This is a genomic window from Noviherbaspirillum sp. ST9 (genome assembly GCF_048799745.1).
Classification (GTDB): Bacteria; Pseudomonadota; Gammaproteobacteria; order Burkholderiales; family Burkholderiaceae_D; genus Noviherbaspirillum.
The window spans coordinates 255,528-280,396 of sequence record NZ_JBLWFR010000006.1; the positions used below are offsets into that span (position 1 = coordinate 255,528).

19 protein-coding genes and 1 pseudogene are annotated in these 24,869 nt (G+C 62.0%); 5 read left to right on the plus strand and 15 right to left on the minus strand.

What is annotated here, in order from left to right:
* Window positions 1-111 precede the first annotated feature (111 nt).
* The 8 genes from ACNOHI_RS15550 to ACNOHI_RS15585 all read right to left on the minus strand — a co-directional run bounded on the left by ACNOHI_RS15550 (window position 112) and on the right by ACNOHI_RS15585 (window position 11,077).
* The gene (locus ACNOHI_RS15550; protein WP_420475590.1) at window positions 112-4,026 is read right to left on the minus strand and encodes an EAL domain-containing protein; all 3,915 of its coding nucleotides are present in this window, start codon (window positions 4,024-4,026) and stop codon (window positions 112-114) included.
* A 195-nt stretch (window positions 4,027-4,221) separates the two neighbouring features.
* A complete protein-coding gene (locus tag ACNOHI_RS15555) occupies window positions 4,222-5,982 on the minus strand; it encodes a carboxylesterase/lipase family protein (protein ID WP_420475591.1) in 1,761 nt (586 codons plus the stop codon).
* Between the two features lie 226 nt (window positions 5,983-6,208).
* Window positions 6,209-7,039 carry a hypothetical protein gene (locus ACNOHI_RS15560; RefSeq protein ID WP_420475592.1) on the minus strand — a complete coding sequence of 277 codons (831 nt, stop codon included), beginning with the start codon at window positions 7,037-7,039 and terminating at the stop codon, window positions 6,209-6,211.
* 23 nt (window positions 7,040-7,062) lie between these two features.
* Window positions 7,063-7,683, minus strand: a complete 621-nt coding sequence (lpoB, locus tag ACNOHI_RS15565; RefSeq protein WP_420475593.1) for a penicillin-binding protein activator LpoB — start codon at window positions 7,681-7,683, stop codon at window positions 7,063-7,065.
* A 32-nt stretch (window positions 7,684-7,715) separates the two neighbouring features.
* Window positions 7,716-8,114, minus strand: coding sequence for a YcfL family protein (locus ACNOHI_RS15570; RefSeq protein WP_420475594.1), 399 nt, complete (start codon window positions 8,112-8,114; stop codon window positions 7,716-7,718).
* Window positions 8,115-8,147: 33 nt separating this feature from the next.
* Window positions 8,148-9,626 carry a COG3014 family protein gene (locus tag ACNOHI_RS15575; RefSeq protein WP_420475595.1) on the minus strand — a complete coding sequence of 493 codons (1,479 nt, stop codon included), beginning with the start codon at window positions 9,624-9,626 and terminating at the stop codon, window positions 8,148-8,150.
* 104 nt (window positions 9,627-9,730) lie between these two features.
* Complete coding sequence (locus tag ACNOHI_RS15580) at window positions 9,731-10,648, minus strand: alpha/beta hydrolase family protein (protein ID WP_420475596.1); 918 nt, start codon at window positions 10,646-10,648, stop codon at window positions 9,731-9,733.
* 39 nt (window positions 10,649-10,687) lie between these two features.
* Complete coding sequence (locus ACNOHI_RS15585) at window positions 10,688-11,077, minus strand: hypothetical protein (protein ID WP_420475597.1); 390 nt, start codon at window positions 11,075-11,077, stop codon at window positions 10,688-10,690.
* Window positions 11,078-11,241: 164 nt separating this feature from the next.
* Here ACNOHI_RS15585 and ACNOHI_RS15590 point away from each other — a divergent pair, with 164 nt between their 5' ends.
* The 4 genes and pseudogenes from ACNOHI_RS15590 to ACNOHI_RS15605 all read left to right on the plus strand — a co-directional run.
* A complete protein-coding gene (locus ACNOHI_RS15590) occupies window positions 11,242-11,748 on the plus strand; it encodes an Hsp20/alpha crystallin family protein (RefSeq protein ID WP_420475598.1) in 507 nt (168 codons plus the stop codon).
* A 57-nt stretch (window positions 11,749-11,805) separates the two neighbouring features.
* Window positions 11,806-12,942 carry a trypsin-like peptidase domain-containing protein gene (locus ACNOHI_RS15595; RefSeq protein WP_420475599.1) on the plus strand — a complete coding sequence of 379 codons (1,137 nt, stop codon included), beginning with the start codon at window positions 11,806-11,808 and terminating at the stop codon, window positions 12,940-12,942.
* Between the two features lie 376 nt (window positions 12,943-13,318).
* Window positions 13,319-16,027, plus strand: coding sequence for a calcium-binding protein (locus tag ACNOHI_RS15600; RefSeq protein WP_420475600.1), 2,709 nt, complete (start codon window positions 13,319-13,321; stop codon window positions 16,025-16,027).
* Between the two features lie 122 nt (window positions 16,028-16,149).
* Window positions 16,150-16,971 (plus strand): annotated as a pseudogene (locus ACNOHI_RS15605) (NYN domain-containing protein); the annotation flags it as partial.
* A gap of 2 nt (window positions 16,972-16,973) precedes the next feature.
* Here the strand turns inward: ACNOHI_RS15605 and ACNOHI_RS15610 are convergent.
* The 5 genes from ACNOHI_RS15610 to ACNOHI_RS15630 all read right to left on the minus strand — a co-directional run bounded on the left by ACNOHI_RS15610 (window position 16,974) and on the right by ACNOHI_RS15630 (window position 21,852).
* On the minus strand, window positions 16,974-18,227 hold the full coding sequence (locus tag ACNOHI_RS15610) for a patatin-like phospholipase family protein (protein ID WP_420475601.1): 1,254 nt from the start codon (window positions 18,225-18,227) through the stop codon (window positions 16,974-16,976).
* 80 nt (window positions 18,228-18,307) lie between these two features.
* Window positions 18,308-19,105: an ABC transporter substrate-binding protein gene (locus tag ACNOHI_RS15615; RefSeq protein WP_420475602.1), complete on the minus strand. Its 798-nt coding sequence runs from the start codon at window positions 19,103-19,105 to the stop codon at window positions 18,308-18,310.
* A 1-nt stretch (window position 19,106) separates the two neighbouring features.
* On the minus strand, window positions 19,107-19,880 hold the full coding sequence (locus ACNOHI_RS15620) for an ABC transporter permease (RefSeq protein ID WP_420475603.1): 774 nt from the start codon (window positions 19,878-19,880) through the stop codon (window positions 19,107-19,109).
* A gap of 209 nt (window positions 19,881-20,089) precedes the next feature.
* Window positions 20,090-21,085: an ABC transporter substrate-binding protein gene (locus ACNOHI_RS15625; RefSeq protein ID WP_420475604.1), complete on the minus strand. Its 996-nt coding sequence runs from the start codon at window positions 21,083-21,085 to the stop codon at window positions 20,090-20,092.
* A complete protein-coding gene (locus ACNOHI_RS15630) occupies window positions 21,082-21,852 on the minus strand; it encodes an ABC transporter ATP-binding protein (protein ID WP_420475605.1) in 771 nt (256 codons plus the stop codon). The genes ACNOHI_RS15625 and ACNOHI_RS15630 overlap by 4 nt, the downstream gene beginning before the upstream one ends.
* 274 nt (window positions 21,853-22,126) lie before the next feature.
* Here ACNOHI_RS15630 and ACNOHI_RS15635 point away from each other — a divergent pair, with 274 nt between their 5' ends.
* Complete coding sequence (locus ACNOHI_RS15635; RefSeq protein ID WP_420475606.1) at window positions 22,127-22,849, plus strand: glutathione S-transferase; 723 nt, start codon at window positions 22,127-22,129, stop codon at window positions 22,847-22,849.
* Here ACNOHI_RS15635 and ACNOHI_RS15640 read toward each other — a convergent pair.
* Window positions 22,846-23,121: a hypothetical protein gene (locus ACNOHI_RS15640; RefSeq protein WP_420475607.1), complete on the minus strand. Its 276-nt coding sequence runs from the start codon at window positions 23,119-23,121 to the stop codon at window positions 22,846-22,848. The genes ACNOHI_RS15635 and ACNOHI_RS15640 overlap by 4 nt on opposite strands.
* A gap of 160 nt (window positions 23,122-23,281) precedes the next feature.
* Window positions 23,282-24,850 carry an SDR family oxidoreductase gene (locus ACNOHI_RS15645; RefSeq protein WP_420475608.1) on the minus strand — a complete coding sequence of 523 codons (1,569 nt, stop codon included), beginning with the start codon at window positions 24,848-24,850 and terminating at the stop codon, window positions 23,282-23,284.
* Between the last annotated feature and the right edge of the window lie 19 nt (window positions 24,851-24,869).

Sequence of the window (24,869 nt, forward strand, 5' to 3'; positions counted from 1 at the left end):
GCATCAAGGCGGTCGAAACTGGTTCGACATGCGGGAATGAATAACGTTGACTGTATTTCAGAAGAGGAGCGCGCCTTGTGAGGTAAACGAAGAGTTGCGCGCTCAATGCGTTCAATGAATCGTGTTGAGCGTGCGGATGTGCGTCAGGAAGTCGGCAGCCGGCGCCGGCTGGCTGAAGAGATAGCCTTGGTATCCCTGGCAGCCGTGCTCCGCCAGGAAATCGCGCTGCGCTTCGGTTTCCACGCCTTCCGCGATGACCGACAGGCCCAGGCTCTGGCCGAGCGCGACGATGGTCCGGGCAATCGCCGCGTCATTCGGATCGACCAGCACGTCGCGCACGAAGGATTGGTCGATCTTGAGCTGATCGAGGGGGAAGCGCTTCAGGTAGGACAGCGAGGAATATCCGGTGCCGAAGTCATCGAGCGAAAAGCCGACGCCGCGGTCCTTGAGCTGCGTCATCTTGTCGATGGTCGCTTCGATGTCGTCGATCAGCAGGCTTTCCGTCAGCTCCAGCTTGAGATGGTTCGGATTGGCGCCGGTACGTTCCAGTACGCCGAAGACCAGCTCCACGAAATCCGGATGGCGGAACTGCCGCGCGCTGACATTGACGGACATGGTCATGTGCGCAGTTTGTGGATCGGTCTGCCATTCGGCGAGCAGCCCGCATGCCGTCTCCAGCACCCATTCGCCGAGGCGCAGGATAAGGCCGGTCTCTTCCGCCAGCGGAATGAACTCGGCCGGCGATACCACGCCGCGGTTCGGCTGCTCCCAGCGGATCAATGCTTCGGCGCCGGTCTGGAAGCCGTTCCTGTCCACCTGCGCCTGGTAATACAGCACGAACTCGTTGGTGCGCGCCGCATTGCGCAGGTCGGCTTCCAGCCCGAGGCGGTGCTTGACGGCGGCCTGCATCCCCGGATCGAAGAAGCGTATGGTGTTGCGGCCGGCCCCCTTGGCCTGGTACATCGCGAGGTCGGCGCGCTTGAGCACATCGTCGACCGTGTCGCCGCCGCCGCGGAAGAGTGTTACGCCGATGCTGGGCGTGCTGATGTGCTCGTAGCCTTCCAGGCGGTAGGGCTGGTTGAGGGCGGACAGGATTTTCTCCGCGGTGACTTCGGCCTGGATAGCCGCGTCGTTGGCATGGCTGCTCAACTCTTCCAGCAGGACAACGAACTCGTCGCCGCCCAGACGCGCGACCGTATCCGTCTGCCGGACGCAGGGCAGCAGGCGCGACGCCACCTGCTGCAACAGCATGTCGCCCTTGTCATGACCGAGGGTGTCGTTCAGTGTCTTGAAGTTGTCGAGGTCGATCAGCATCAGGGCGCCGAGCGTGCGGCGGCGGCTGCACACGCTGACCGCGTGCTGCAGGCGTTCCATCAGGGAGGACCGGTTCGGCAGGCGCGTGAGCTGGTCGTAGAAGGCCAGCTGCTGGATCTTTTCCTCGGCTGCCTTGCGCATCGTGATATCGGCGTGGATGTCGAGGATCGCCTGCACCTCGCCCTGGTCGGAGGTGATCAGCGTCCAGTGCGCCTCCACCACGAGACGCGATCCATCCTTGCGCAATTGCGGGATTTCACCGCTCCACTCGCCGTCGCGCAGGACGGCGCGCATGGCGTTCTGGAAAATCGTCTCGTCGTTGTAGAGCAGTTCCTGCTTGTTCCGGCCGAGTGCTTCCTCGGCGGTCCAGCCGTAGAGCCGCTCCGCGCTCTTGTTCCAGAAGGTGATCCGGTCTTCCATGTTGCATACGATGATGGCGTCCTGCGCCTTGTCGAGCAGGGAAGCCTGGTCGCGGATGCGGAGGTCCGCGTCCTGCCGTTCCAGCTCGCTTGCCGCGCGCGCCGCAAAGATGCGGAAGGTCGAATTCACCAGGTCCAGCTGCTTCAGCGGCGTGCGGAACAGGACGAACAGCAGGCCCATGAGCTGGCCCGATGCATCGACCAGGCGGCTGCCGACGTAGGCACGGGCGCCGAGATCGGAAAGCGACGGGGATTCCGGGAAACGCTCGGCCACCTTGTCGAGGACGACACAGTGGTTTTCCGTCAGCAGATGCTCGCAGGGCGTGCCCTTGATCACATATTCGAAGTTGTCGACGACCTTGCCATCGACGACGGCGACAATCGTCCGGCTGCGAAGCGGCTCGCCGGGAATGACGCGTGCAATGAATCCGGCTTGCGCATCGACCGCCTCGGTCAGGTTGCGGGTCAGCTGTTCGAAAAATTCGGTGCCCGTGCTGGCCGAGACGCTGGTGGCCACCTTGACGATCGCTTCTTCGAGCCGGCGCTGGCGCTGTTGGGCGCGCAGGTGCTCGACGCCGAAGGACACGTCATTGGCGAGGTCCTGCATCAGTTTTACTTCGTCCTGCGCGAAGGTGCGGGCGCTGCGGTCATACAGGACGAGGACGGCAAACACCTTCCCCTTGGTCACCAGCGGCAAGGCAATCATGCTCCTGAAGCCCTCGGCACGGAGCCATTCTTCCCATGGCGCCATGGTCGCGTCTTGCGCCAGGTCTTCGACGAGGACCGGCTTGCCTTCCCAGACCACCCTGCCTATCGGGCCGCGCCCGTATGCCGATGTGGGCGACCAGCTGATCTGTGTCGCCGCCGCCTGCGCGAGGTCGTGCAGCAGTCCGGCATGCGCGACTGGCTGGACGGTTTTGCGGTCGTCGTCGCGCACCAGGCCAACCCAGGCGAACTGATAGCCGTCGTTTTCCACAGCCAGTTCGCAGATCTGGTACAGGAGTTCGCGCTGGTCCTCCGCGCGCATGAGCGCTTCGTTGCAGCGCTTGAGCATGTGCAGCGCCCGCGTGGTCTTGTCCAGCTCGAGGTCGCGCTGCTTGCGTTCGGTGATATCGCGCTGGACGGCAACAAAGTGCGTCGCCCTGCCGTGCCTGTCGAGCACGGGAACGATGTCGATCTCGACCCAGAATTCGTCGCCGTTTTTCTTGTAGTTGACCACCTCGATGCAGATGCCCTGCTGCCGTTTCATGGCTTCGTGCAGGCGGTCGAGTTGCTTGCGGTCGGACTTCGGGCCCTGCAGGAAGCGCGGAGAGCGTCCCTTCACTTCCTCCAGGCTGTAGCCGGTGTGGCGCTCGAACGCGCCGTTGACGAACACGATGCGCGGGCCCGGGTCCTCCGGCACCGCCTCGGTAATCATGACCATGTCGTTGAGGTGCGCCACACTGGTTTCCAGCAGGTGCAGGTGCTCTGCCACCTGTCGTTTCGCGGTGATGTCCTGCACCGTGCCCGACAGCGATTCTTCACAGACGGAATTGACGCCCATCTCGGCGCGCATGTGCACGAAGCGTACTTCGCCGTCAGGGCGCACGACCCGGAATTCCGTATCCAGCGGCGCGTTTCCCCGCAATGCGCGTTCCTGGGCGAGGACAACGTTCTGCCGGTCTTCGGCGTGAATGTGCTGCATGAAGGCATTGATGTCGTCTGCGGGCGATTTCCGCTCGATGCCGAAGATGCGGTACATCTCATTCGAGCAGCGCAGTTGCCGATTGCGCAATCCGATTTCCCAGCTTCCCATGCCGTTCAGGCGTTGAACGCTGTCAAGGTGCCGGCTGCGTTCGTTCAGGAGATCTTCCTGGCAGCGCAATTCTTCCTGCAGTGCCTCGAGCCGGGACGTTTGCCGTTGCAGTTCCAGTTCCGTCATGACTTGCATGGCGAACATGCGGATCGCCTCGGCTTGCGTGTCCGACAGGGTCCGTGGTTTGAAATCCAGCACAGCAAGTGTGCCGAACGGAAATCCGCTGGGGGAGACGAGCGGCATGCCCGCGTAAAAACGGACGCCGGTTTCACGTACCAGGGGTTCGTGCATGAACAACGGATCGCTGCTGGCATCGGCGACGACGTACAGATCCGTGCCGCAGACGGCCTGGGCACAGAAACAGGTGCCGCCCTTTCCTTCAAGTTCGATGCCGACCGTCGACCGGAACCACTGCTGGCGTTCGTTGATGAAAGCCAGCAACGCGGCCGGGGCGTCGCACAAGTGGGCGGCCCTTTGCGGGATATTTTCTAACTGCATCTGGAGCGGCATGCTTGTTGCGGCGAGCCGTTACTGCACGTTGAAACACAAGTGGGAATGGAAAGTGTATTGCCAATATAGGAACATCAAAACGGCGTAATGTTCCGTTCGACATGCGGACGCGGCAAGGCGGGATGCGGGATTCAGGAGGGCGTCCCCGGAGAAGCATTTCCCCGGGGAATGCAGGAGTCTGGCTTACTTGATCGCCGGTTCGATGTTCTGCACGCCGATCACCTTCTGTGTTTGCGTCGCATCGAAGGTCAGGCCCGTCGGCCACGTCGGCCAGTAGACGCCGAGCGAATCATTGTTCGGGTTGCCGTGTTTGGCGAAGGCCCCGATGCTTCGCATCATCGCATCCGACAATTCCAGGCGGCCCGGCTTGTTGGCCGTCGTGTTCATGATGTTGGCCATGAGCGAAGGGCTGAAGTTGCCGAACACGAAGGGCAGGTCGAACAGGTGGGCCGCGCCGTAGATCACGTTCCACGGCGACGGCTGCTCATCCCAGTCGAAACGGTAGTACCAGACGTCCGGCTGCTTCGCCTTCAGCGCATTGAGGATGTTGTCGCGGCTCGCGAGGAAGAAAATGCGATTGAACTGTTCGGCGCGCGCAGTGAAGCCGGTGACGGGCGCGTCGGCCGGCAGGTAGGACGGCGCGATCCACTGTTCGATCGCCGTCTGCGGCGGGTCGTTCGGCTTGTAGCTGAAGTGGTTGGCAAACAGTTGCGCGTCCGTGACGGCGCGCGCACTCCCCGTGCCGCCAACCAGCGGGAGGAAGCTCGGGAACAGCTTGCCCTCGTCACGCGTGTTGCCCGCGAGGACCGGCACCTTGACATACTGCTGGGCGTAGATGGCATTGACCGGGTTGCTGGCCACGATGGCGCCGTCCGGGATCGGGCCCGATCCCGCCAGTCCCTGCAGTGCGAGGCGTGTCAGCAGGACGCTGAACAGTTGCGCCGGGGTCTTCGAGCGGAGATAGGCGGCAATCTGCTGTTCCGTCTGACTCGCCACATAGGCTTGTGCTGACGGGACGTCGGTGGCCTTGCCGTCAACGATCAGCAGCTGGTGCAACAGGGCATTTCCCTGAAGGGCGTAGGTCGACGCCGGCGACATCGTGGGAACCGTGCCGGGAGGCAGGTTGGTGGCGAGCGAGAGGCCGCCGGAGAGGGGAACCGCGCGGTGGAACAGCTTCGTCGGCGCATTCGCCAATCGCGGCGAGGTCAGCAGCGCATAGACGTTAATGGCGCCGGCCGACTCGCCCATGATCGTCACGTTGCCCGGGTCGCCGCCGAAGTTTTCGATATTGCGCTGAAGGAATTCCAGCGACTTGATGCTGTCGAGGATGGCGAAGTTGCCCGACTGCGTGTCGGCGTCGGTGCCGGTCTTGAGCTGCGGCTGGTTGAGGAAGCCGAGGATGCCGAGGCGGAAGTTGACGGTGACGACCACCGCGTTCGCGCGCTGCGCGAGATTGGCGCCTTCATACATCGGATCGGCGGTATAGCCGGACACATTGCTGCCGCCGTGGAAGAACACGATGACCGGCAGCTTCTTGCCGTTGTTGGCGGGGCGCCAGATGTTCAGGTACAGACAGTCTTCATGGCCGACAGCCGTGTTCAGCGTGGTGCCGATGGTCTCGTCGTAGCGGTTGTTGGCGCCGGGGCCGTAGATGCGGCCGTACTGGGAGCAGGCGTTGCCGAACGCCTTGGTGCTGAGCACGCTGTTCCATTTGTCCGGGTCCGCCGGTGCGCGCCAGCGGAGTTCTCCGACCGGCGGCTTCGCATAGGGAATGCCCTTCCATGACAAGGTCTTGCTGCCGGCGTCGACCGCGCCGTCGATCCATCCGTACTCCGTCGCGCGTGTCGTCTTGTCGAATCCGCCTTCATTGTTGGCATAAGCAGCGGACATCAGGGGTAGCGCGATCGTGATTGTGGTGAGCCATCTTGTTTTAATGCTTGGCATCGAGTCTCTCCTTCATGGCAGTGGGTGGCGCACGATTGCGCCGACTGCAAGCAGATCACGACCGGAGCGCTAGGAAATTGCGGGGAATCAAAAGCATTGGCAGGAAGCAGTCTTTGGTGCACTGCATCGTCCGGCCCAATGAAAAACGCCTGTTTCGATTTCGCGAAACAGGCGTTTCATGCAGCCGAAAAGTGTACGCGATCCAGACGGTCGCGCACCCTGTCTGTTATTTGTACACGGTCACCGGTTCATTGCGCTGGACTTCAACCGGCTGCACGTTGATCACGGTGCCTGCAGGCGTCACACGCGCACCACGCGGCACGCCGAACTGGACCATCAGTTCGGAATATGCCGCATCGGCCAGGCTCTTCGAGGTCTCCGAGATCACCTTGCCGCGATTGAACACCACGCGGTCGCCGGGACGCGACACAATCTTCGTTTCCTGACCCGCGCCGCTGGCGCTGAAGGCCGCTTTCACTTCATAGGTCTTGGTGTTGATCAGGCTGAAGTCGGCCACCAGATCGAGGCTGAGGATGCCGGTGTAGGAATGGGTGCCGGGCAGCTGCATCGTCTCCTGGCGGAAGGCGATGTTGCTGACGGTCCCGAACAGCACATAGTCGGCGCCGGGGTAGAAACCCTTCTTGATGCGGTCGATGATGTCGTAGATCTTTTCGGTCGGCGGGCCGGAGTACGGCTTGGCCTGCACCAGGCGCACGCCGCCGCCCTTGATCATCGCGCCCTTCAGGTCCGCGGTGTAGTTGCGCAACTCGCCGCGGTCGATCCAGGTGTAGGTGCCTTCCGCTTCGTAGTAGCTGCTTTCATGCTTGGCGCTGACGCGATCGCGGGCGGAGTAGGTGTTGGGCGTCTCGCGCTCGCTGCTGCTGGCGTTGACGCTGCCCTTGCTGTGGGCGGCGACAACGCGGAAGTATTCGCTGACTTTTTCCTCGTAGGTGAGGTCCGTAACGGCGATCTTCGGCTGCGCAAAGGCGGCGGTCGCTGCTGCTGCCAACACGAGGGCCGTGGCGGCGCGCAAGGTCTTGGTGAATGCGTTCTGCATGTTCGTTTCCCGTGTGGTGTGGATCAGCGCGTGGACGTCTTGCGGATTTCTTTTTCGTCCTGCCATTCGATGGTGCCTTCTTCCACGTCGTACACCTTCAACGTCATCTTGTAGAAGACATCCTTGGTGTTGGCGTTCTGCTTGACGATGGACACGATTTCGCCTTCCAGCGTGTACTTGGCGGCGGTCATGTTGCCGACCTTGGCCTTGCCCTGCGTCTTGTAGAGGCCGCTCTGGTTCTGGCGCTGCAGTTCGTCGACACCGGCCTGCATCTCGTCGGAGCTGCGGGTGAAGCGCACCTTGCGGCTCTTGACCAGCGCGGTCTGGATGCTGTTCATGATCGCCTTGGTGTCGATGTACTCGCTGGTCTTGTTGCGCACGGCGGACAGCGTCATCGTCGGGCGGTTGTTGAGGATGGGATCTTCCAGCAGCGAGCCGACCATCTTCTCGGCGATCATCTGCAGGTCGGTCGAACCGAATTCATTGGTCACGGTCTCGACGGCCTTGGAATCGCCGTAGTTGACGGTCTGGCGCGAGAAGCGCACGGTCGGCTGCGACAGCGTCGTGGGGCAGCCTGCGAGCATGACGGTGGTGCCGATGACGGCGCCAATGACGGCGAGGGAGGAAAGGGATTTCTTGTTCATGATGTGTGTCCGTTGAAATGTCGTGGTCGCGATCAGCGCGGTTCGCTGCTCATCTCGATCTTGAAGTCGGTGGCCTGCGGGCCATAGGCCGTGCCCTTGATGAACTGGCTTTGCTTGCCGAGGAAGACCAGCGGCTTCCACACTTCGCCGTCGCCCACCTGGAAGCCGTTGGCGTCGAGCCAGCGGAAGCGGTAGTACAGGCGCAGGTCGCGCGTGTCCATGTTCATGATTTCGGCCTGCACCACCAGCACGTCGTTGCGGCGCTGCGCGCGCAGGTCCACGGCCTGCAGGCCCTGCAGCTCGCCGCGCACGATCAGCTTGGCGGCGATGCCGCTGGAGGCCGCGGCCGGCGCGTCCTGTTGTGCCTGTGCCGCTGCGCCCAGCAGTGCGAGGCTGGCGCAGAGGACGATTCGTTTGAATGAGAGAGTCATGGCGTTCGATGTCGTTGGTTCAAATGAAAATGGTTATGCCTTCTTGACCTTGCCGGCGGTGGCGGGCTTGGCCGGCTTGACGGGGCGTTTGGCGGGGGCGGCAGGAGCCGCCGGCGCTTCTTCGACTGCGGGGGTGATGACCGGCGGCAGCATGCCGATCTTCACCGGTTCGCCGAAGTAGGTCTTGTTGCGATAGACGCGCACCGGCACCACCATGTAGCGGCCGTCGACAACCAGCTTGCGGTTGCTGTCGGGCTGGCTCGGCAGGCGCAGGTCGTATTCGCCCGGCGGGACGAAGCCGCGCGCGATGAATACGCGGTCCGGCAGGCCGCGCCACATGCGGTCGTCCGCTTCGCCTTCGGTGGCAGCGACGACAAGGTTGCCGATCAGGCCGGCGAAGGCCCCCATCTTCTTGTTCATCTGGTCCTGCACCAGGCCCTTCGCCACGGCGCGCACGGCGGCACGGGTCTGGATGCCCGGCAGCTCATCCTGCAGCGCACGCCGGGCCATGACATTGAAGTCGGTGACCAGCGCGGTCTGCATGGAGTGCGGGCCGAGGTTGACCTGGGCCAGTTCCATCGCATCCTTGTTCGGATAGATGACCGGGAACGAGAACGACACGGTAACGATGCCGTTGGTGGTCGGGATCGGGAACTGGATCTTCTTCGATTGCCGCGCCGGCGCGTTGCCGGATTCGACGATGAAGAGCACGTCGGTCACATGCTTCTGGCGGCGGAAGCTGGTGCGCTGGTCAAGCCCGCGCAGGCCTTCCTCGAGCACAGGCAGGTCGGGCCGCAGTTCGATCGCCTTGCGGTAGCCGGGAGCGGCCAGGCCTGGCTCGTTCAGCGCTTCGTAGACGAAGCCGGCGAGGTAGTGGCTGAGCGCGTTCTGGTAGCCGTTCTTCAGCTTCAGCACTTCGGGGTCTTTGAGGGTTTCAATGGGATAGCCGTTGAGTTCCTTGGCTTCCGTCTTGATGCCCTTTTCCTTCGCTTCCTCTTCGGCCTTCGAGGTTTCGCGCGCGCGGAATTCGGCGATCACGGCTTCGCGCTCGTGGGTGCGCTTGATGTCGACGCGCGCCGTGTCGAGGTCACCGAGGTTGATGCGGTTCATCGCCATGCGCGTGGTCAGCATCACCTTTTCGTAATCCTGGCCTTCGTAGGTACGCGAGCTGTCGCCCATGAACAAGGCACCCACCTGGTTCAGCAACTGGTCAGGCGCGGTCTTTGCCGTTTCTTCCCACAGCTTCACTTTCTGATCGGCAATTTCGAGGGCGGTGAGGCTGTCCTTGTAACGCGTGCCAATGCGCAGCAGTTCGCCCTTTTCAAGGTTCAGCAGCAGGTCGGTCTTGTCGCTGCCTGCCGCAATCTGGGCGTCGAGCGTCTTGATCGCTTCGTCGATATCCCCGCGCGTTGTTGCCGCAAGGGAACTGGCGAGTTTGCTGTCGTGTGTGGGACCGGTGGCACACGCTGTCAATATCAGCGTGGCCGCGAGAGGAAGGAGATAGGAGCGCATAGTGTTATTCGTTGTTTGTCTTGTTGTCGATGGCAGCGCCATGCGGCAACAAGTATCGCAGCGAAGCTTGCGCGCTTACAAGGTTTTTTCCGTTCCGGATTGAACTATTTCTGCAGCCATTGCTCTAAGGCATCCCACAAATATGGGAGGGCGCTTTTTCCCTCTCGCAGGAAATCGTGGCCAGTGCCGGGGACGGTAAGCAGGTGAAGATTTTTTTTGCCTGCTGTCGTGAATTTTTCCCTGATGAACCATGCCGATTCAATCGGCACCAGGGTGTCTTCTTCGCCCATCGCGATGAAGACCGGTGTGTCGAGCGCGAGGAGGTTGTCCGCATGGCGCAGTGTCCGCAGTTCCTGCCAGTAGCGACAGGTTCGCTCCGACACCACCATCTCGTCCGACGGCAAGGCGCACGCACGCTCGATATCTGCGACCGCCTGGTGGAAGCCGTGTCGCTGCATCTGCAGGCGATAGGTGTCGAACGGATCCATGCCGCCATTGGCGAGCAAGGCGACATGCGTCACGCCTGGAATCCGCTTCGCAAGGAGGGGAGCGATCTCCGCACCCTCGGACATGCCGACGATGACGATGCGCTCCGGCGGCTGGTCGTTGACCCGGGCGGCGGACAGTTCTGCCCGGATGAATTCCTCCTGGTCGGCGAGCCAGCGTTCCGGATGGTCAGCCCGGATGAATTCGGCGCTGCAGCTGCCCTGCGCGTCGGCCCCGATAAAGCGCTTGTGCAGGATGAAAATCCGTATCGCGCCTGCCCTGCCGTCCAGTCCGTCGAAGTACCCGGGAAGGACGCCGTCCATGCTGCCACAGTCGGAGCCCGGGATCATGAACAGATAGGTCGATGGCGGAAGCACGGCGTCAGACGGCTTGTCGAGGACAAAATAGCGCGCTGTCCCGCCGTCGGCGAACGCAAACTTGTGCCTGCCCACCCGGCCGGCCTGCAGGGGAATATGGCTGCACGCCTGGCACAGGAGCAGGAACAACACGGCAATGATGCGGACGGGAAATGACATGCGCGTATGATAGCCGCCCGCCGTGCGACTGCCGGTTTTTCAGGTGCCCGTGCTGGTTCCAGCCTGCGCGCGTGATTGCGAAAGCCGCAGCGCGATGTGGTCGAGCATCGCCGCTTGCAGCTCTTCCATGTAGGCCTCGACGAATTTCATGCCGAAGGGCTTGTCCGCGTTCTCTTCGATCAGCTTGAGCAGGACGGCCTGGCGCTCGCTGTCGCACTGGCTTATTGCACGGCGTGCGATCTCTGTCGCGGGGCGTGTGGAATCGGGACTGAGGAAGGCGCGGGTGACTGCACAGGTGACGTACGCCTTTCGCTCCTGCGTGTTTGTGGTGTCCGAGTAGGCCTGGTTGCCGGCACAAGCGGACAGGAACGCCACGAAAAACAGCAGGAAAAAGCGATAGGCCATGTCGCAAGGAAAGATGATCGTCAACTCATCCTAGGCGCGCTGCGGACGTGCGTCCTGCGCGCCAACAAGAAACAGGCGCGTCCTGTTTGCCACCACAGCTTGCGCCGTCCCAAGACCGATGCTGTACACCGTCGCACAATGAGGACCGGGAGCCGCTGCCGCGGCCCTCTTATCGAACGAGGCAAATCATGAACCTGGATGAACTCAAGCAAGGCCTGTCTTCCCTGATGGATTCGATGTCCGGCGGCTGGCAGCACATGCGCCAGACGGCATCGAGCGCCCTTACTTCCTTCCGGCCGAGCGCGCAGACCAACGTGCCGGACAAGGTCGATGTGGACGACATGTTCTACATTCCTTCCGGCACCTGGTCGATGCTGGGCGCCAACCTGTTCGAGGACAACAAGCGCGTCGTCGTCCGCCTCGAGCTGCCGGGTGTCGACAAGAACGACCTGGATATCGAGGTGCTGGACAACCGGCTCGTTGTGCACGGCGAGAAGCGTTTCGAGCGTGAGGAAAGCGATGGACGCTATCGCGTGCTGCAATGCGCGTATGGCGCCTTCGAACGCGCCGTGCCCCTGCCCGTCCCCGTTGTCGCGGACCAGGCAACGGCGAGCTACAGCAACGGCGTGCTGCGCGTCGAACTGCCGAAGGCGGATCCGGGCATGCCGCACAAGGTGAAAGTGAAGGTGGATTAGGTTGAAAACTGGCTTGCCGTCCTTATCTTTCCCCTGATTTAACCCAGGGAGGTCTCCATGCTGCATGCGTTCGTTGGCCGCAGGCCGGCCGCTGTCGTTACCCTTGCCATGCTTCTTGCCGCCTGTTCGCCGAAACAGGAAGAGGTGCCGCCGCCGCGCGCCGCACCCGCGGCACAAGCGCCCGCGGCCCCGCCCGTCACCGGCAGCGGCGTCCAGCTCCCCAGCTTCGTCAACCTCGTCAAGCAGCAGGGACCGGCCGTGGTCAACATCAGTGCCATCCGGCAGGGCAACAACATGGGCCTGCGCCAGGGCGATCCGCTGTTCGAATTCTTCCGCCGCTTCGGCGGTGCGCCCGACATGGGCGAGGCCCCGCAGCAGAGCCTGGGGTCGGGATTCATCATCAGTAACGACGGCTACATCCTGACCAATGCCCATGTCATTGACCAGACCGACGTCGTGACGGTGAAGCTGACCGACAAGCGGCAGTTCAAGGCCAAAGTGATCGGCGCCGATGTCTATACCGACGTGGCGCTGATCAAGATTGACGCGAAAGACTTGCCTGCTGTGAAGATCGGTAATCCCGCTTCCGTGGAGGCGGGCGAATGGGTGGCGGCAATCGGTGCGCCGTTTGGTTTTGAAAGCAGCGTCACGGTGGGCGTGGTGAGCGCGAAAGGCCGCCTGCTGCCCAACGGCAGCTACGTCCCCTTCATACAGACGGATGTCGCGGTCAACCCCGGCAACTCCGGCGGGCCGCTGTTTTCGACCACGGGCGAAGTCATTGGAATCAACTCCCAGATCTACAGCCAGACCGGCGGCTACATGGGGATCTCGTTCGCGATACCGATCGATATCGCGGTCGGGATTTCGGACCAGCTGCGCGCATCGGGCAAGGTCACGCGCGGCCGCATCGGCGTGCAGTTGCAGGAACTGACGCAGGACATTGCGTCCTCGCTCGGCATGAAGGATGCGCAGGGTGCGCTCGTCGCCGCAGTCCAGCAAGGCGGCCCGGCGGACAAGGCGGGCATCCGTCCGGGCGACGTCGTCGTCGCCTACAACGGGCAGCCCGTGCAAACCACGGCCGACCTCGCGCGACTCGTCGGGGGGACGAAGCCGGGAACGACGGTCACCGCCCAAGTGCAGCGCGACGGCAAGAGCATGGACGTGAAAATCACGCCCGATTCTCTCGAAAAGTAACACCTTGGCGGATGTGCCCCGCGCATCCGCAATCCTCCCCTCCACACTTCCTTCCCAATTCCGGGACTGCGCCTAATCGGGATCAAGGAAATTAAAACCGGCACCCTCTTCTTGAGGGGAATGCCGCTTTTTCGCATTGTCATCTTCGATGGCCGTTCCTATGATTGGGCCCGAATGCGACCTGCCATCCAACATAAACAATAACGTCGTGCACGGCCCATCTATTCAATTCGAATCCGGTTTCGTCCGGACGCAATTCTGCAGTCGTCTCTCCACCGCGCACGCGCGGTGTCATCCATTTTCCATGCAAGCTCTCTCCGGTATCGCTGACTGCGCGGCGCGGGGACAGAATAATTTCTAATAAGAAAGGAACACAATGGCGTTCATCATCAAAGGCACGAAAGCGGCAAACAAGCTCGATGGCACGGCGGGCGCGGACGAGATTTACGGTTACGAAGGTAATGACGCGCTGAGCGGCGGCGCCGGCGATGACCTGCTGGACGGCGGCACAGGCAGCGACACCCTGCTCGGTGGCGCAGGCAGCGATGTGTATGTGTTCTCCGCGGGAAGCGGACGCGACACGATCCGTGAATCGGTCAACGGCGCGGACATTGATGTGATTCGCTTTACAGACATGCGCCCCAGCCATGTGAAGCGCCTGGACCGCGACGGGTCCGACCTGACCATCATGATGGTGACCGGTGACGAAATCCGGATCGCCGGCCATTACGCAGGCAACAGCATCGAGCAGATTCAGTTCAGCGACGGGACAGTCTGGTATGGCCCGGACCTCAACAGGACGATGCGGACGATCAATGGCACAACCGGCAGCGACGTCCTGGTCGGCTCCTCCGGCAGTGACGTGATCGACGGCAAGGCGGGTAATGACATGCTCCAGGGCGGTGCCGGCAGCGACACCTACCTGTTCGCTTCCGGCAGCGGTCTCGATACGATTGTCGAGACAGTGAATGCCGGCGAGACGGACATGATCCGCTTTACCACCGCAATGCCGGAACAAGTGAGCCTGCTCCGCAAGGGAAGCGACTTGCTGATCCGCCTGTCCAGTGGCGATGAAGTGCGTGTCGCCGGCCAATTTGCCGGCAGCGGCATCGAAAAGATCGAGTTCGGCAACGGCACAACCTGGGGAGCGATGGAGTTCAATAGCGCGCCGCACGAAATCACCGGCACGGGATCCAATGACGCTCTCCTCGGCACCGCCGGTACCGACCTGATTAAAGGCATGGGCGGGGACGATATGCTCCAGGGGGGCGGGGGAAGCGACACCTACTTCTTCAATTTCGGCGACGGCCGCGATGTCATTCGCGAAACCGTCAACGCGGGCGAGATCGACACGCTCCGTTTCAGCAACTACGTGGCACCGGAAAGCGTGATCATGCTTCGCCAGGGACCGGACCTGCTGATTCGCCTGTTCACCGGTGACGAAGTACGGGTGGCGGGACAGTACGCCGGCAATGGTATCGAGCAGATCGACTTTGGCAACGGTGTAGTCTGGGGCGCGAGCGAAATCAACAATGTGCCGTCCGAGATCTTTGGCACGGGCGACAGTGACTATCTGATCGGCCATGCAGGCACCGACCTGATCTACGGCATGGGTGGCGACGATACCTTGCAGGGTGGCGAAGGCAGCGATACCTACTTCTTCAATTTCGGGGATGGCCGCGACGTCATTCGCGAAACCGTCAACGCGGGCGAGATCGACACCCTCCGTTTCAGCAACTACGTGGCACCGGAAAGCGTGATCATGCTTCGCCAGGGACCGGACCTGCTGATTCGCCTGTTCACCGGTGACGAAGTACGGGTGGCGGGACAGTACGCCGGCAATGGTATCGAGCAGATCGACTTTGGCAACGGTGTAGTCTGGGGCGCGAGCGAAATCAACAATGTGCCGTCCGAGATCTTTGGCACGGGCGACAGTGACTATCTGATCGGCCATGCAGGCACCGACCTGATCTACGGCATGGGTGGCGACGATATGCTGCAGGGTGGCGAGGGCAGCGATACCTACTTCTTCAATTTCGGCGATGGCCGCGATGTCATTCGCGAAACCGTCAACGCGGGCGAGATCGACACCCTCCGTTTCAGCAACTACGTGGCACCGGAAAGCGTGATCATGCTTCGCCAGGGACCGGACCTGCTGATTCGCCTGTTCAACGGAGAGGAAGTACGGGTGGCGGGACAGTACGCCGGCAACGGCATCGAGAAGATCGACTTCGGCAATGGCGTGGTCTGGGGCGCGAGCGAAATCAACAATGTGCCGTCCGAGATCTTTGGCACGGGCGACAGTGACTATCTGATCGGCCATGCAGGCACCGACCTGATCTACGGCATGGGTGGCGACGATATGCTGCAGGGTGGCGAGGGCAGCGATACCTACTTCTTCAATTTCGGCGATGGCCGCGATGTCATTCGCGAGTCTGTCAACGCCGGCGAGATCGACACGCTTCGTTTCAGCAATTACGTGGCACCGGAAAGCGTGATCATGCTGCGCCAGGGACCGGACCTGCTGATTCGCCTGTTTAACGGAGAGGAAGTACGGGTGGCGGGACAGTACGCCGGCAACGGGATCGAGAAGATCGACTTCGGCAATGGCGTGGTCTGGGGCGCGAGCGAAATCAACAATGTGCCGTCCGAGATCTTTGGCACGGGCGACAGTGACTATCTGATCGGCCATGCAGGCACCGACCTGATCTACGGCATGGGTGGCGACGATACCTTGCAGGGTGGCGAGGGCAGCGATACCTACTTCTTCAATTTCGGCGATGGCCGCGATGTCATTCGCGAGTCGGTCAACGCTGGCGAGATCGACACGCTCCGTTTCAGCAACTACGTGGCACCGGAAAGCGTGATCATGCTTCGCCAGGGACCGGATCTGCTGATTCGCCTGTTCAACGGAGAGGAAGTACGGGTGGCGGGACAGTACGCCGGCAACGGCATCGAGACGATCGATTTCGGCAATGGCACCGTATGGGGTCGCGACGAGATCAATAACGCTCCCTCGGAAGTGGTCATCCAGCCCATCGGCGTTGCCTCGACGACGACTGCTGACTATCCGCTAGTGGGATAAGGCTGCATTCTGGCATCAGGAAAGGGGCCCGCGGGGCCCCTTTTCTTTTATTCGGCGGCTCTTCGCGACGGTGGATAAGGGAAGTGCAATAATTCCCCCTTTCACATCATTCGGGAGCCCTCATGGCCGGCCAGGTAGAAATCACCAGCATGGCGCTGTTCTGCGATTTCGAGAACATCGCACTGGGCGTGCGCGACGCCAAGTACGCCCATTTCGACATCCGCCGTGTGCTCGAGCGGCTGCTGCTCAAGGGCAGCATCGTGGTCAAGAAGGCGTATTGCGACTGGGACCGCTACAAGGACTTCAAGGCGCAGATGCACGAGGCATCCTTCGAGCTGATCGAGATTCCGCATGTGCGCCAGTCGGGAAAGAACTCGGCCGACATCCGCATGGTCGTCGATGCACTCGACCTCTGCTATACCAAGGCGCACGTGGATGCCTTCGTCATCATCAGCGGCGATTCGGATTTCTCGCCGCTGGTGTCCAAACTGCGCGAGAACAACAAGTATGTGATCGGCATCGGCGTCAAGGATTCGACCTCCGACCTGCTGGCGGCCAATTGCGACGAGTTTATTTTCTACGACGACCTGGTCCGCGAGCAGAAGTCCAAGCGCAAGCCGGCGGAGAAGAAGCCTGCCGCAAAGAAGGGGGGCAATGGCGCGGCCAAGACACCGCCACCGAAGAGCGAGGACGACCGGCGCCAGGAAGTGCTCGACTTCGCCGTCGAAACGGTCGAAGCCCTCGCGGCCGAACGCGGCGACGACAAGATCTGGGGATCGATGGTGAAGCAGACGATGAAGCGGCGCCGTCCCGGGTTCAACGAGTCGGCCTACGGGTACCGCACCTTCCGCGAGTTGATCGAGGATGCGCAGCAGCGGCACATGCTGACGATCACGCGCGATGACAAGACGGGGCAGTACACGGTGCGGCTGGCGGCAGGCGAGGACTAGGCGTTCGTTTCCTGTCCTGCCGGCTCGACGACGGCCTCCTGCAGCGGGGCCGGCGCGCCGGGAATGGTGCGTGCTCCCTGCACCGGCTTCGGCAACGTTTCCGCATCCGCATGATGCGGATCGATGAACAGTCGAACAAGGTTGGTATCCGACGCGATGCCCAGCAGCGGCGCCCCGCCGCCGTCGATCTTGCCGTTTTCCCATGCCGCCGCCACTTCGCGGCCCAGCTCCCGCAGGTGCTTGAGGAAGCCCAGCGCGGTATTGCTCTTGCTGGCCACACCCATGCAGGCCATGTCGGCATGCGGCGGGATGTAATGGATCAGCACTTCCACCTTGTCGTGCAGCGTCTTGCACGCCTTCATCGCTTCCGCATGCGGGCGTAGCTGGCGCAGCAGTTCGTTGATTTCATGGATGCGCTTGATCTCGGAAATCAGCGAGGCATTGAACGTGATCTCGTTCATGCGGTCGATGATCTCCCATGCGGTATCCGGCGGCAGCGCCGTCTTGTCCATCACGATCGGGTTGACGCCGACGATCACGAGGTCGCGGGACGCCTGCTTGTGGTGCTGGACCAGGGGAATGAGCGCGGGGTCGGCGACATAACCGCCGTCCCAGTAGTATTCCTCGCCGATCTTCACCGCGCGGTCCGCGACCGGCAGGCAGGCCGAGGCGAGCAGGTGCTCGACATCGATTTCGCGCTTGCTGAAAGTCTGCAACTGGCTGGTGCGCACATTGGTCGCGCAGACATAGAGCGCCGGACCAGTCTTGCTCGCGCGCAGGGCCTTGAAGTCGATGCAATCGGCGAGCGCCATCGACACCGGATTCTGGCGCAGGTCGAACAACCGCTGATACGGCGACATGACGAGCGACAGCGCATTCAGCGCCACCGGCACCGGTGTGCCGTCGATGTTCCAGGAGGGATGGAGCGGGTTGGCGACGAAGCGGTAGGGATTGAAGGTGAAGTCGCCGATGGCCGCGACGTTGGTCCAGAATTGCTTGAGCAGCCTGCGCGTTTCCGCACGGCGTCCGGCGTCCGTGAGTGGCGTGCCGTCCGGCCCTTTTTCCATGCTCAATCCGTAGGCAAGCACGGCGGCAACCATGGCGCCGCCGCTCGTGCCGCTGACGGCGGCAATCTCGATATCCTCGTTCTGCAACAGGCGGTCGACGACGCCCCAGACATAGGCGGAATGCGCGCCGCCACCCTGCAAGGCAAGGAGGATCCTCTTCTTCGGTTTGCTGTTTCTGGGCATGGCACCGGCCTCATTTGAAGTATGGAGCAGTACCAATGTAGGGGAATGCCTCCGCGACCGCAACCCGCGCCGGCGATTGCTTAATGGCAATCGGGCGCGTTCTGGTCGAGATAGACCTCGAAGGCGATATTGCGCACGGCGGTTTTCAATGTCTGGTCGAGAAGGCCGTTTGCCTTCCAGTCGGCCACGACTTGCCTGAGGACATCCGCGCCCTTCTTGTCGGCCGCCGGCACGACGAAGGCCAGTACAGACTGCGGACCGGCCGGCAGGCGTGCGGAAAATTTCTTCCACTCGGGATATCTGATCAACTCTTCCAGCATCGCGCTGTCGTGGACAGTGGCATCGCACTCGCCGACGCGCACCGCGATGAATGCATCTGCCGGTGCCTTGTAGACTTTCTCGATGGCGCCGTACTGTGCGGCGATGGTGCCGACATGCAGGCCGCCTTCGGACACGCAGACCTTGCGCCCTTTCAGCTGCGCCCAGGACTTGATGTCGGTATCCGTACGCATGATGGCCATCGGCGCGGACATGTAACCCGTCGGGATGACGGTATGGGTGCGATGAAGAGGATCGTTCTCGGCGACGGTCGCGAGTGCGAGGTCGATCTTGCCGGCGGCCAGCAGCGCGGCCTGTTTTCCGGACAAGGCCTGTACGGCTTCCAGCGGCAGTTGCCGGCGTTTCGCGACGTCTTCCAGCAGCGCCTTGTCCAGCATTTCGGGCGTGCGGTACTTCATGCCGCCCTTGTATTCCGGCACGACATAGTGGATGCCGGCCAGCAGCTTTCCGCGCTGTTTCGCTCGCTCCAACCCGTTCGCATGGGCCGCGCCGCCGGCGATGGCGGTGGCGAGCAGGACAGGGAGGAATGCGGTGTTCATCTCAAACGTACTGGTAACGCAGGACGCGGTGCTTCAGGCGCTCGAGCAGGAGCTGGTCGATCAGCGGCGCGATGATGGCGATGGCGAGGATGTTGGTCATCACGCCCACCATGTCGGCGGTTTCGCCCGAGTAGGAGAGCGAACGGCCGAGGCCCTTGCCGAAACCGATCAGCATTTCGCAGGAAATCAGCGCGCGCCATGCATTGCCGAAGGCGAGCTGCGCACCGGTGATCAGCTCGGGCATGACGGCCGGCAGGTAGACGCGCTTGACCAATTCCCAGTGCGACGCGCCCATCACGCGCGCGGCGGACACGTGCACCTGCTGCACGCTTTCGGTCGCGTTCATGACCGACAGCGCAGCCGGGAAGAAGGCGGAGATTGCCACGACGACGATGATGGGCGTATTGCCGAAGCCCATCAGGATCAGGAACAGCGGCACCCAGGCGATCGAGGGAATCGACTGCAGGATGATGATGGCCGACTTGAGCACTTCGCGGAAGAAGAACAGGATCGCGCCGACCAGGCCGAAACCGACGCCGAACAGCATCGCCGAGCCGTAGCCGGAGCCGAGGCGGAACAGGCTGCCCCACAGCGCGGCGCGGAAGTTCTCGGACTGCATTTCGTTCCACAGCCGGATCATGACGGTATGCACGTCCGGCATCAGGAAATCAGGCAGCGACCAGGCGGCAGCCTGCCAGCCGAGGAGGATGAAAACGACGGCGAGGACGAAGGCGAGTTTCTTGCTGTTGCCGCTGATGCGTGTCTTGGTGCTCATGTTGTTTTAAATGCGATGGCCGGCGGAAGGCCGGCCATGGGTTTTTTGCTTTTGCTTGCGGGAACGTGCGATTGACGTTTCGGCTTACTTTCCCCGTCGTTCCCGCGAAGGCGGAAACCCATAGTGCGTTCGCTCGTGGAACCTCAGTATGGATCCCCGCCTTCGCGGGGATGACGAGCCAGAGTCATCCGCAGCCTCGTGCCTTCAACTTACAACTTCCGCTGCTGCTGCCAGCTCAAATCCAGGATCGACTTTACGTCGAACGGCTTCCCGTCACGCGTCTTCAGCGAACCCTGCTCCTGGAGGATATCCGCAATTTCCTGCATGCGCGCCTGCTCCTTCACGGTCAGCACCGGGCTGAAGGTCTGGCTCTTGATGGCGTCGGTGATGACCGTCTCGCGCGGGATATCGCCCTTGTTCAGGGTCTTGAGCGTCGGCTCGCTGATGAAGTAGCCGGCGATCAGCTTCGAGGCATCCTGCGGTTTCTTCTGCAGCAGGTCGATTGCATCCTTCTGCGCATCGAGCGACTTCCACAGCGCATCCTTGCGCTTCTTCAGTGTGTCGCCGGAGGTGATGACCACCATGCAGGGGAAGGGCCACACTTCGCCGATCTCGTAGACCTGCTTCACGGGGGCGACGAGTTGCGCAATGCTGGCCTGCGGCTCGAACAGGAAGGCGGCGTCGACGCGCTTGCCGATCAGCGACTGCACCGCGACTTGCGGGCTGACGCCCATCACGTTGACGTCGTCCGGCTTGAGGCCGGCCTGCTTCAGCACCACGCCCTTGAGCACGGTGTCGGCGGTGCTGCCCTCGGCCTGCGAGGCGAGCGTCTTGCCCTTCAGGTCGGACACTTTCTTGATGCCGGATTCATCGCGCGCGATGATCGCATGGTAGCCATGCTGCGCGCCGCCCACGACCTTCAGGTCCGCGCCCTTCGATGCCCAGGCGACCGCATTGGTAAAGCCGAGCACGCCGGAGTCGAGCTGGCCACCGACGATGGCCTTGATGAGGTCGGTGCCGGACTTGAATTCGACCAGTTCGACGTCGAGGCCGTATTTTTTGTAGAGGCCGGCCTCCTGCGCGACGATCGCCTGCGCGTCGTCCATCACGCGCAGATAGCCCACCTTGAATTTCTCTTCCGCATTCGCCTGCACGGCGATCGCGAATGCCGCGACTGCGGACAGCAACAGTTTCCCGGATTTCATATTCCCGCTCCTTCCGTCAATGGTATGTCCTCGTGCTCTGCATGGATGCCGAGCAATCCTAAAATCTCGCGCCGCACATCGGCGAAGTCCGACAGGTCGTGTGTCTTCTCGAAATGCTCGAGGTTGAATTCCTTCAGCACCTTCGCCGGGCGGTGGCTGAACACTAGGATGCGGTCGGCGAGGAACAGCGCCTCGTCCACATCGTGGGTGACCAGCAACACCGTCGGCCGTGCTTCGCGGATCAGGTCGCGCAAGACATCCTGCAGTGTCATGCGGGTAAGAGCGTCGAGCGCGCCGAAGGGTTCGTCCAGCAGCAGCACTTTCGGATGCGTGATGAAGGCGCGCGCCAGCGCCGCGCGCTGCCGCATGCCGCCGGACACCTGGTGCGGGTAGTAATCCTCGAAGCCCTTGAGGTTGACCTTGTTCAGCCAGGCGACGGCCTGTTCGCGCGCCTGCTTCTTGTCGACCTTCTGCAGCTCGAGCGCCATGGCGACGTTCTGCACCAGCGTCATCCATGGATAGAGCGCGTTTTCCTGGAACATCAGCATGCGTTCCGGCTTCGGGCCCTCGACCGGTTTGCCTGCGGCGAGTATCTGTCCGGCGCTCGGCTTTTCCAGCCCGGCGGCGATGTGCAGCAGCGTCGACTTGCCGCAGCCGGATGGGCCGACCAGGGCGACGAGCTGCCCTTCATCGAACTCGCGGCTGAAGTCGTCGATGACCTGCAATTCGGAAAAACGCTTCTTTATGTTGTTGAACGACAGCTTCATCAGGATGTGTTGGGGTGGCGCCGGCGGCAGGGGAAGCCGCACTGAGGGCGCAGGTTATGGTTTGGCCTGCCGGAATTACTTTTGGTAATAACGCAATGTAGTGGCGCGTTGGGCAGAGGACAACAATTTTTCCCGACTATGCTTATATAAAAATGTGAATAAGCTAAGCGCGGAGCGTCATTAGATAGCGGAAACAAAAGCGCGTCAACGCTGCGCTGCGATGCGTGGCAAATTGATAATTGGTTGTTCGACAATCCCATGTGGGAGCTGTTCCATGCGCTATGAATTGTTCTATTGGCCAGAGATCCAGGGGCGCGGCGAATTCGTCCGGCTGGCGCTGGAGGAAGGCGGTGCCGATTACGTGGATGTGGCGCGTCGTTCCGAGCGCAGCGGCATGGGGATGGCGGCGATGTTTCGCCTGATGGAGGACGCAAGCCTGCGGCAACTTCCCTTTGCGCCGCCCTTCCTGCGTGCCGGCGAGCAGGTGATCGCGCAGACGGCGAACATCCTGCTCTTCCTGGGGCCGCGGCTCGGCCTGGCTCCGGACGATGAGGCCGGGCGCTTATGGGTGCATCAGTTGCAATTGACGATGGCGGACCTGGCGGTGGAGGCGCACGACACGCACCATCCGATCGGGGTAGATTTGTATTACGAGGAGCAGAAGGAAGAAGCGCTGCGCCGCGCGACGGAATTTACCGGATCGCGGATGCCAAAGTTTTTCGATTACTTCGAGGCAGTACTGCAGCGGAGCGGGGGCGAATGGCTGGCGGGCGACATGCTCACCTATGCCGACCTCTCGCTGTTCCAGATGGTGGAAGGTTTGCGCTACGCATTTCCACGCGTGATGGAGCGGCTCGAATCGGGGTATCCCCGATTGGTGTCCTTGCATGCACGTGTGGCAAAACGCAAGCGGATACAGTCGTACCTGAAGTCGAAGCGACGGATTCCATTCAACAATGATGATCTCTTCCGGCGTTATCCGGAACTGGATGCTTAGCCTCCCACTGGCGGGGTCGAATCGCGTGCGCAATCACACTCGTACCACTTGTGCTCGTTCCAGATGTCCAGGTTGAACTCGCCCTGCTGCGGCGCGCGCTTGCCGGCAGCACTTGTGGCCGACGTGCCATGCAGCTTCGCCGGCGCGAGCATCGGGTCTTCTTCCAGCGGGCTTCCGCCGCAGCCGCACAAAATGGCGGCGAGAGGCAACAGGGCGTAGAGGGAGTAATGCTTGCGGAGAATTGCGACGACCTTCACAACGGACCTTTTCAATCTTTGTCAAAAGAAATTTCGTAACCGGCTGCAACATCTCTGAGGTTGCGAGCGGGAAAAGGTTCCGCGGGGAATGGGAATCAAAAGGAAGATGAACAGGAAGGCATGCCGGGACGGAAACGCATCCGCCCGGCGAGAGGAGCACTACATGGGCGTGTGATTACTGCACCGCCTCCACGGCGGGCAAGGCAGGCGCTGCTGTTTCCGCAGCAACGGACACCGGCGGCGTGACCACTTCCACCACCTTTGCCTCCTTGCGCCGCAGCGCGTAGCGATTCAATCCGGTCATGTGCACGCGGCACAGGTAATCCGCCCAGTTGACCAGTTTGGCGTCGACAGGGAACAACACCTTGTCATGCGTGCGGAAGCGCTTCACGAGCGCCAGCAGGCTCTTGTTGTGGAAGCGGTAACGCGGCTGCGTGTAGAACGAGAAGGTCACGGCCAGCGTCTGCGTAGTGCGCATTTTTTCCATTGCCTTCGTTTCACCATTGGCGCCGAACGCACGGCGGATGCCGCTCCACATGCTGACGCCCGCGCGCATCGTCCCCATCATGAGCCGGAACGTGGCATTGCCGACCACGCGGAAGTCGTGCTTCGGCTCAGTGTAGAACAGTCGGTCGTATTTTTTCCAGTGGCGTTTCGATTCTTCCTGCAGCAGGCGGATCACGTCGCCCATGCGGATCGGGTTGCTCGAACCGCTGCAGCATTGGTAGATGCGGTGTGCGACCGAATCGGACAGAACTTCCGCCGTGGCGAGCAGGATGCTGTTGGCAACGAGATCCGCCGGGATGATGTCGATGACCCCTTCGGGCCGCGCCGGGAAGAAACTGGTCTTGCCGCGCGCATAGGCGAGGATGACGGCGTCGGCGACTTTGACGCCCTCGATCCACCCGGGCGCCGGTTCCTGCAGCGTGCTTTCGATGATGGATGGCCGTACGATGGTCAGCGAGCGGCCGACCATCCCGCGCATGGCAAGCTGTTCGCCCATCCACTTCGTGAAGGTGTAGGTGTCGTTCCAGCCGTAGCGGTTGGATTCTGCTATGCCCAGTTCGGTGAGACGGCGCTCCAGCAGTTTCGGATCGCGCACGGCGGACTTCACCTGCTCGACCTTCTGCGTGAGCTTCGTAATCAAGGTCTCGACGTCGTAGTAACCGTCGCGATGCCGCGGGATGGGTGCGCCCGCCGGCGATACCACCTCCTCACGCATCTCGCCGCGGTTGTAACCGTTGACGTAGCAGGTCGAAACCTGGACCAGCGGCGCGTTCGCCACGCGGGTCAGCGCGGTCAGGTAGTGCAGGCTCAGCGTATTGATGGCGAGCGCCTGGTCTAGGGGCTCGCGGAAGTTGACGCTGGCGGCAGCATTGATGACGACGTCAATGCGCGACGCAAGCTCGATGAACTTGTTGGCGTGCAGGCCGAAGCTCGGCTCGGTGATCTCGCCGGTGACGCATTCGATCTTTTCTTCGAAGAAGTGCGCGAGGTAGGCAGGCTGTTCTTCGCGCAGTTTGTCGAAGATCGATGAAGTGGCGATCTCCTTCTCGAAGCGCTCGCGCGCCGTGCGGCAGTTGCCGTTGCCGCGAAGGACCAGGATCACGCGGCCGACATGCGGCACGGCACGGATGATCTTTTCCAGTACCACCTTGGCGAGGAAACCGGTGGTCCCTGTCAGCAGGACGCGTTTGCCGGACAGGGCGGTCTGGACGCTGAGCGGGGTGGTACGGCGTGTCATTGCGTGGTCTCCGAGGGGT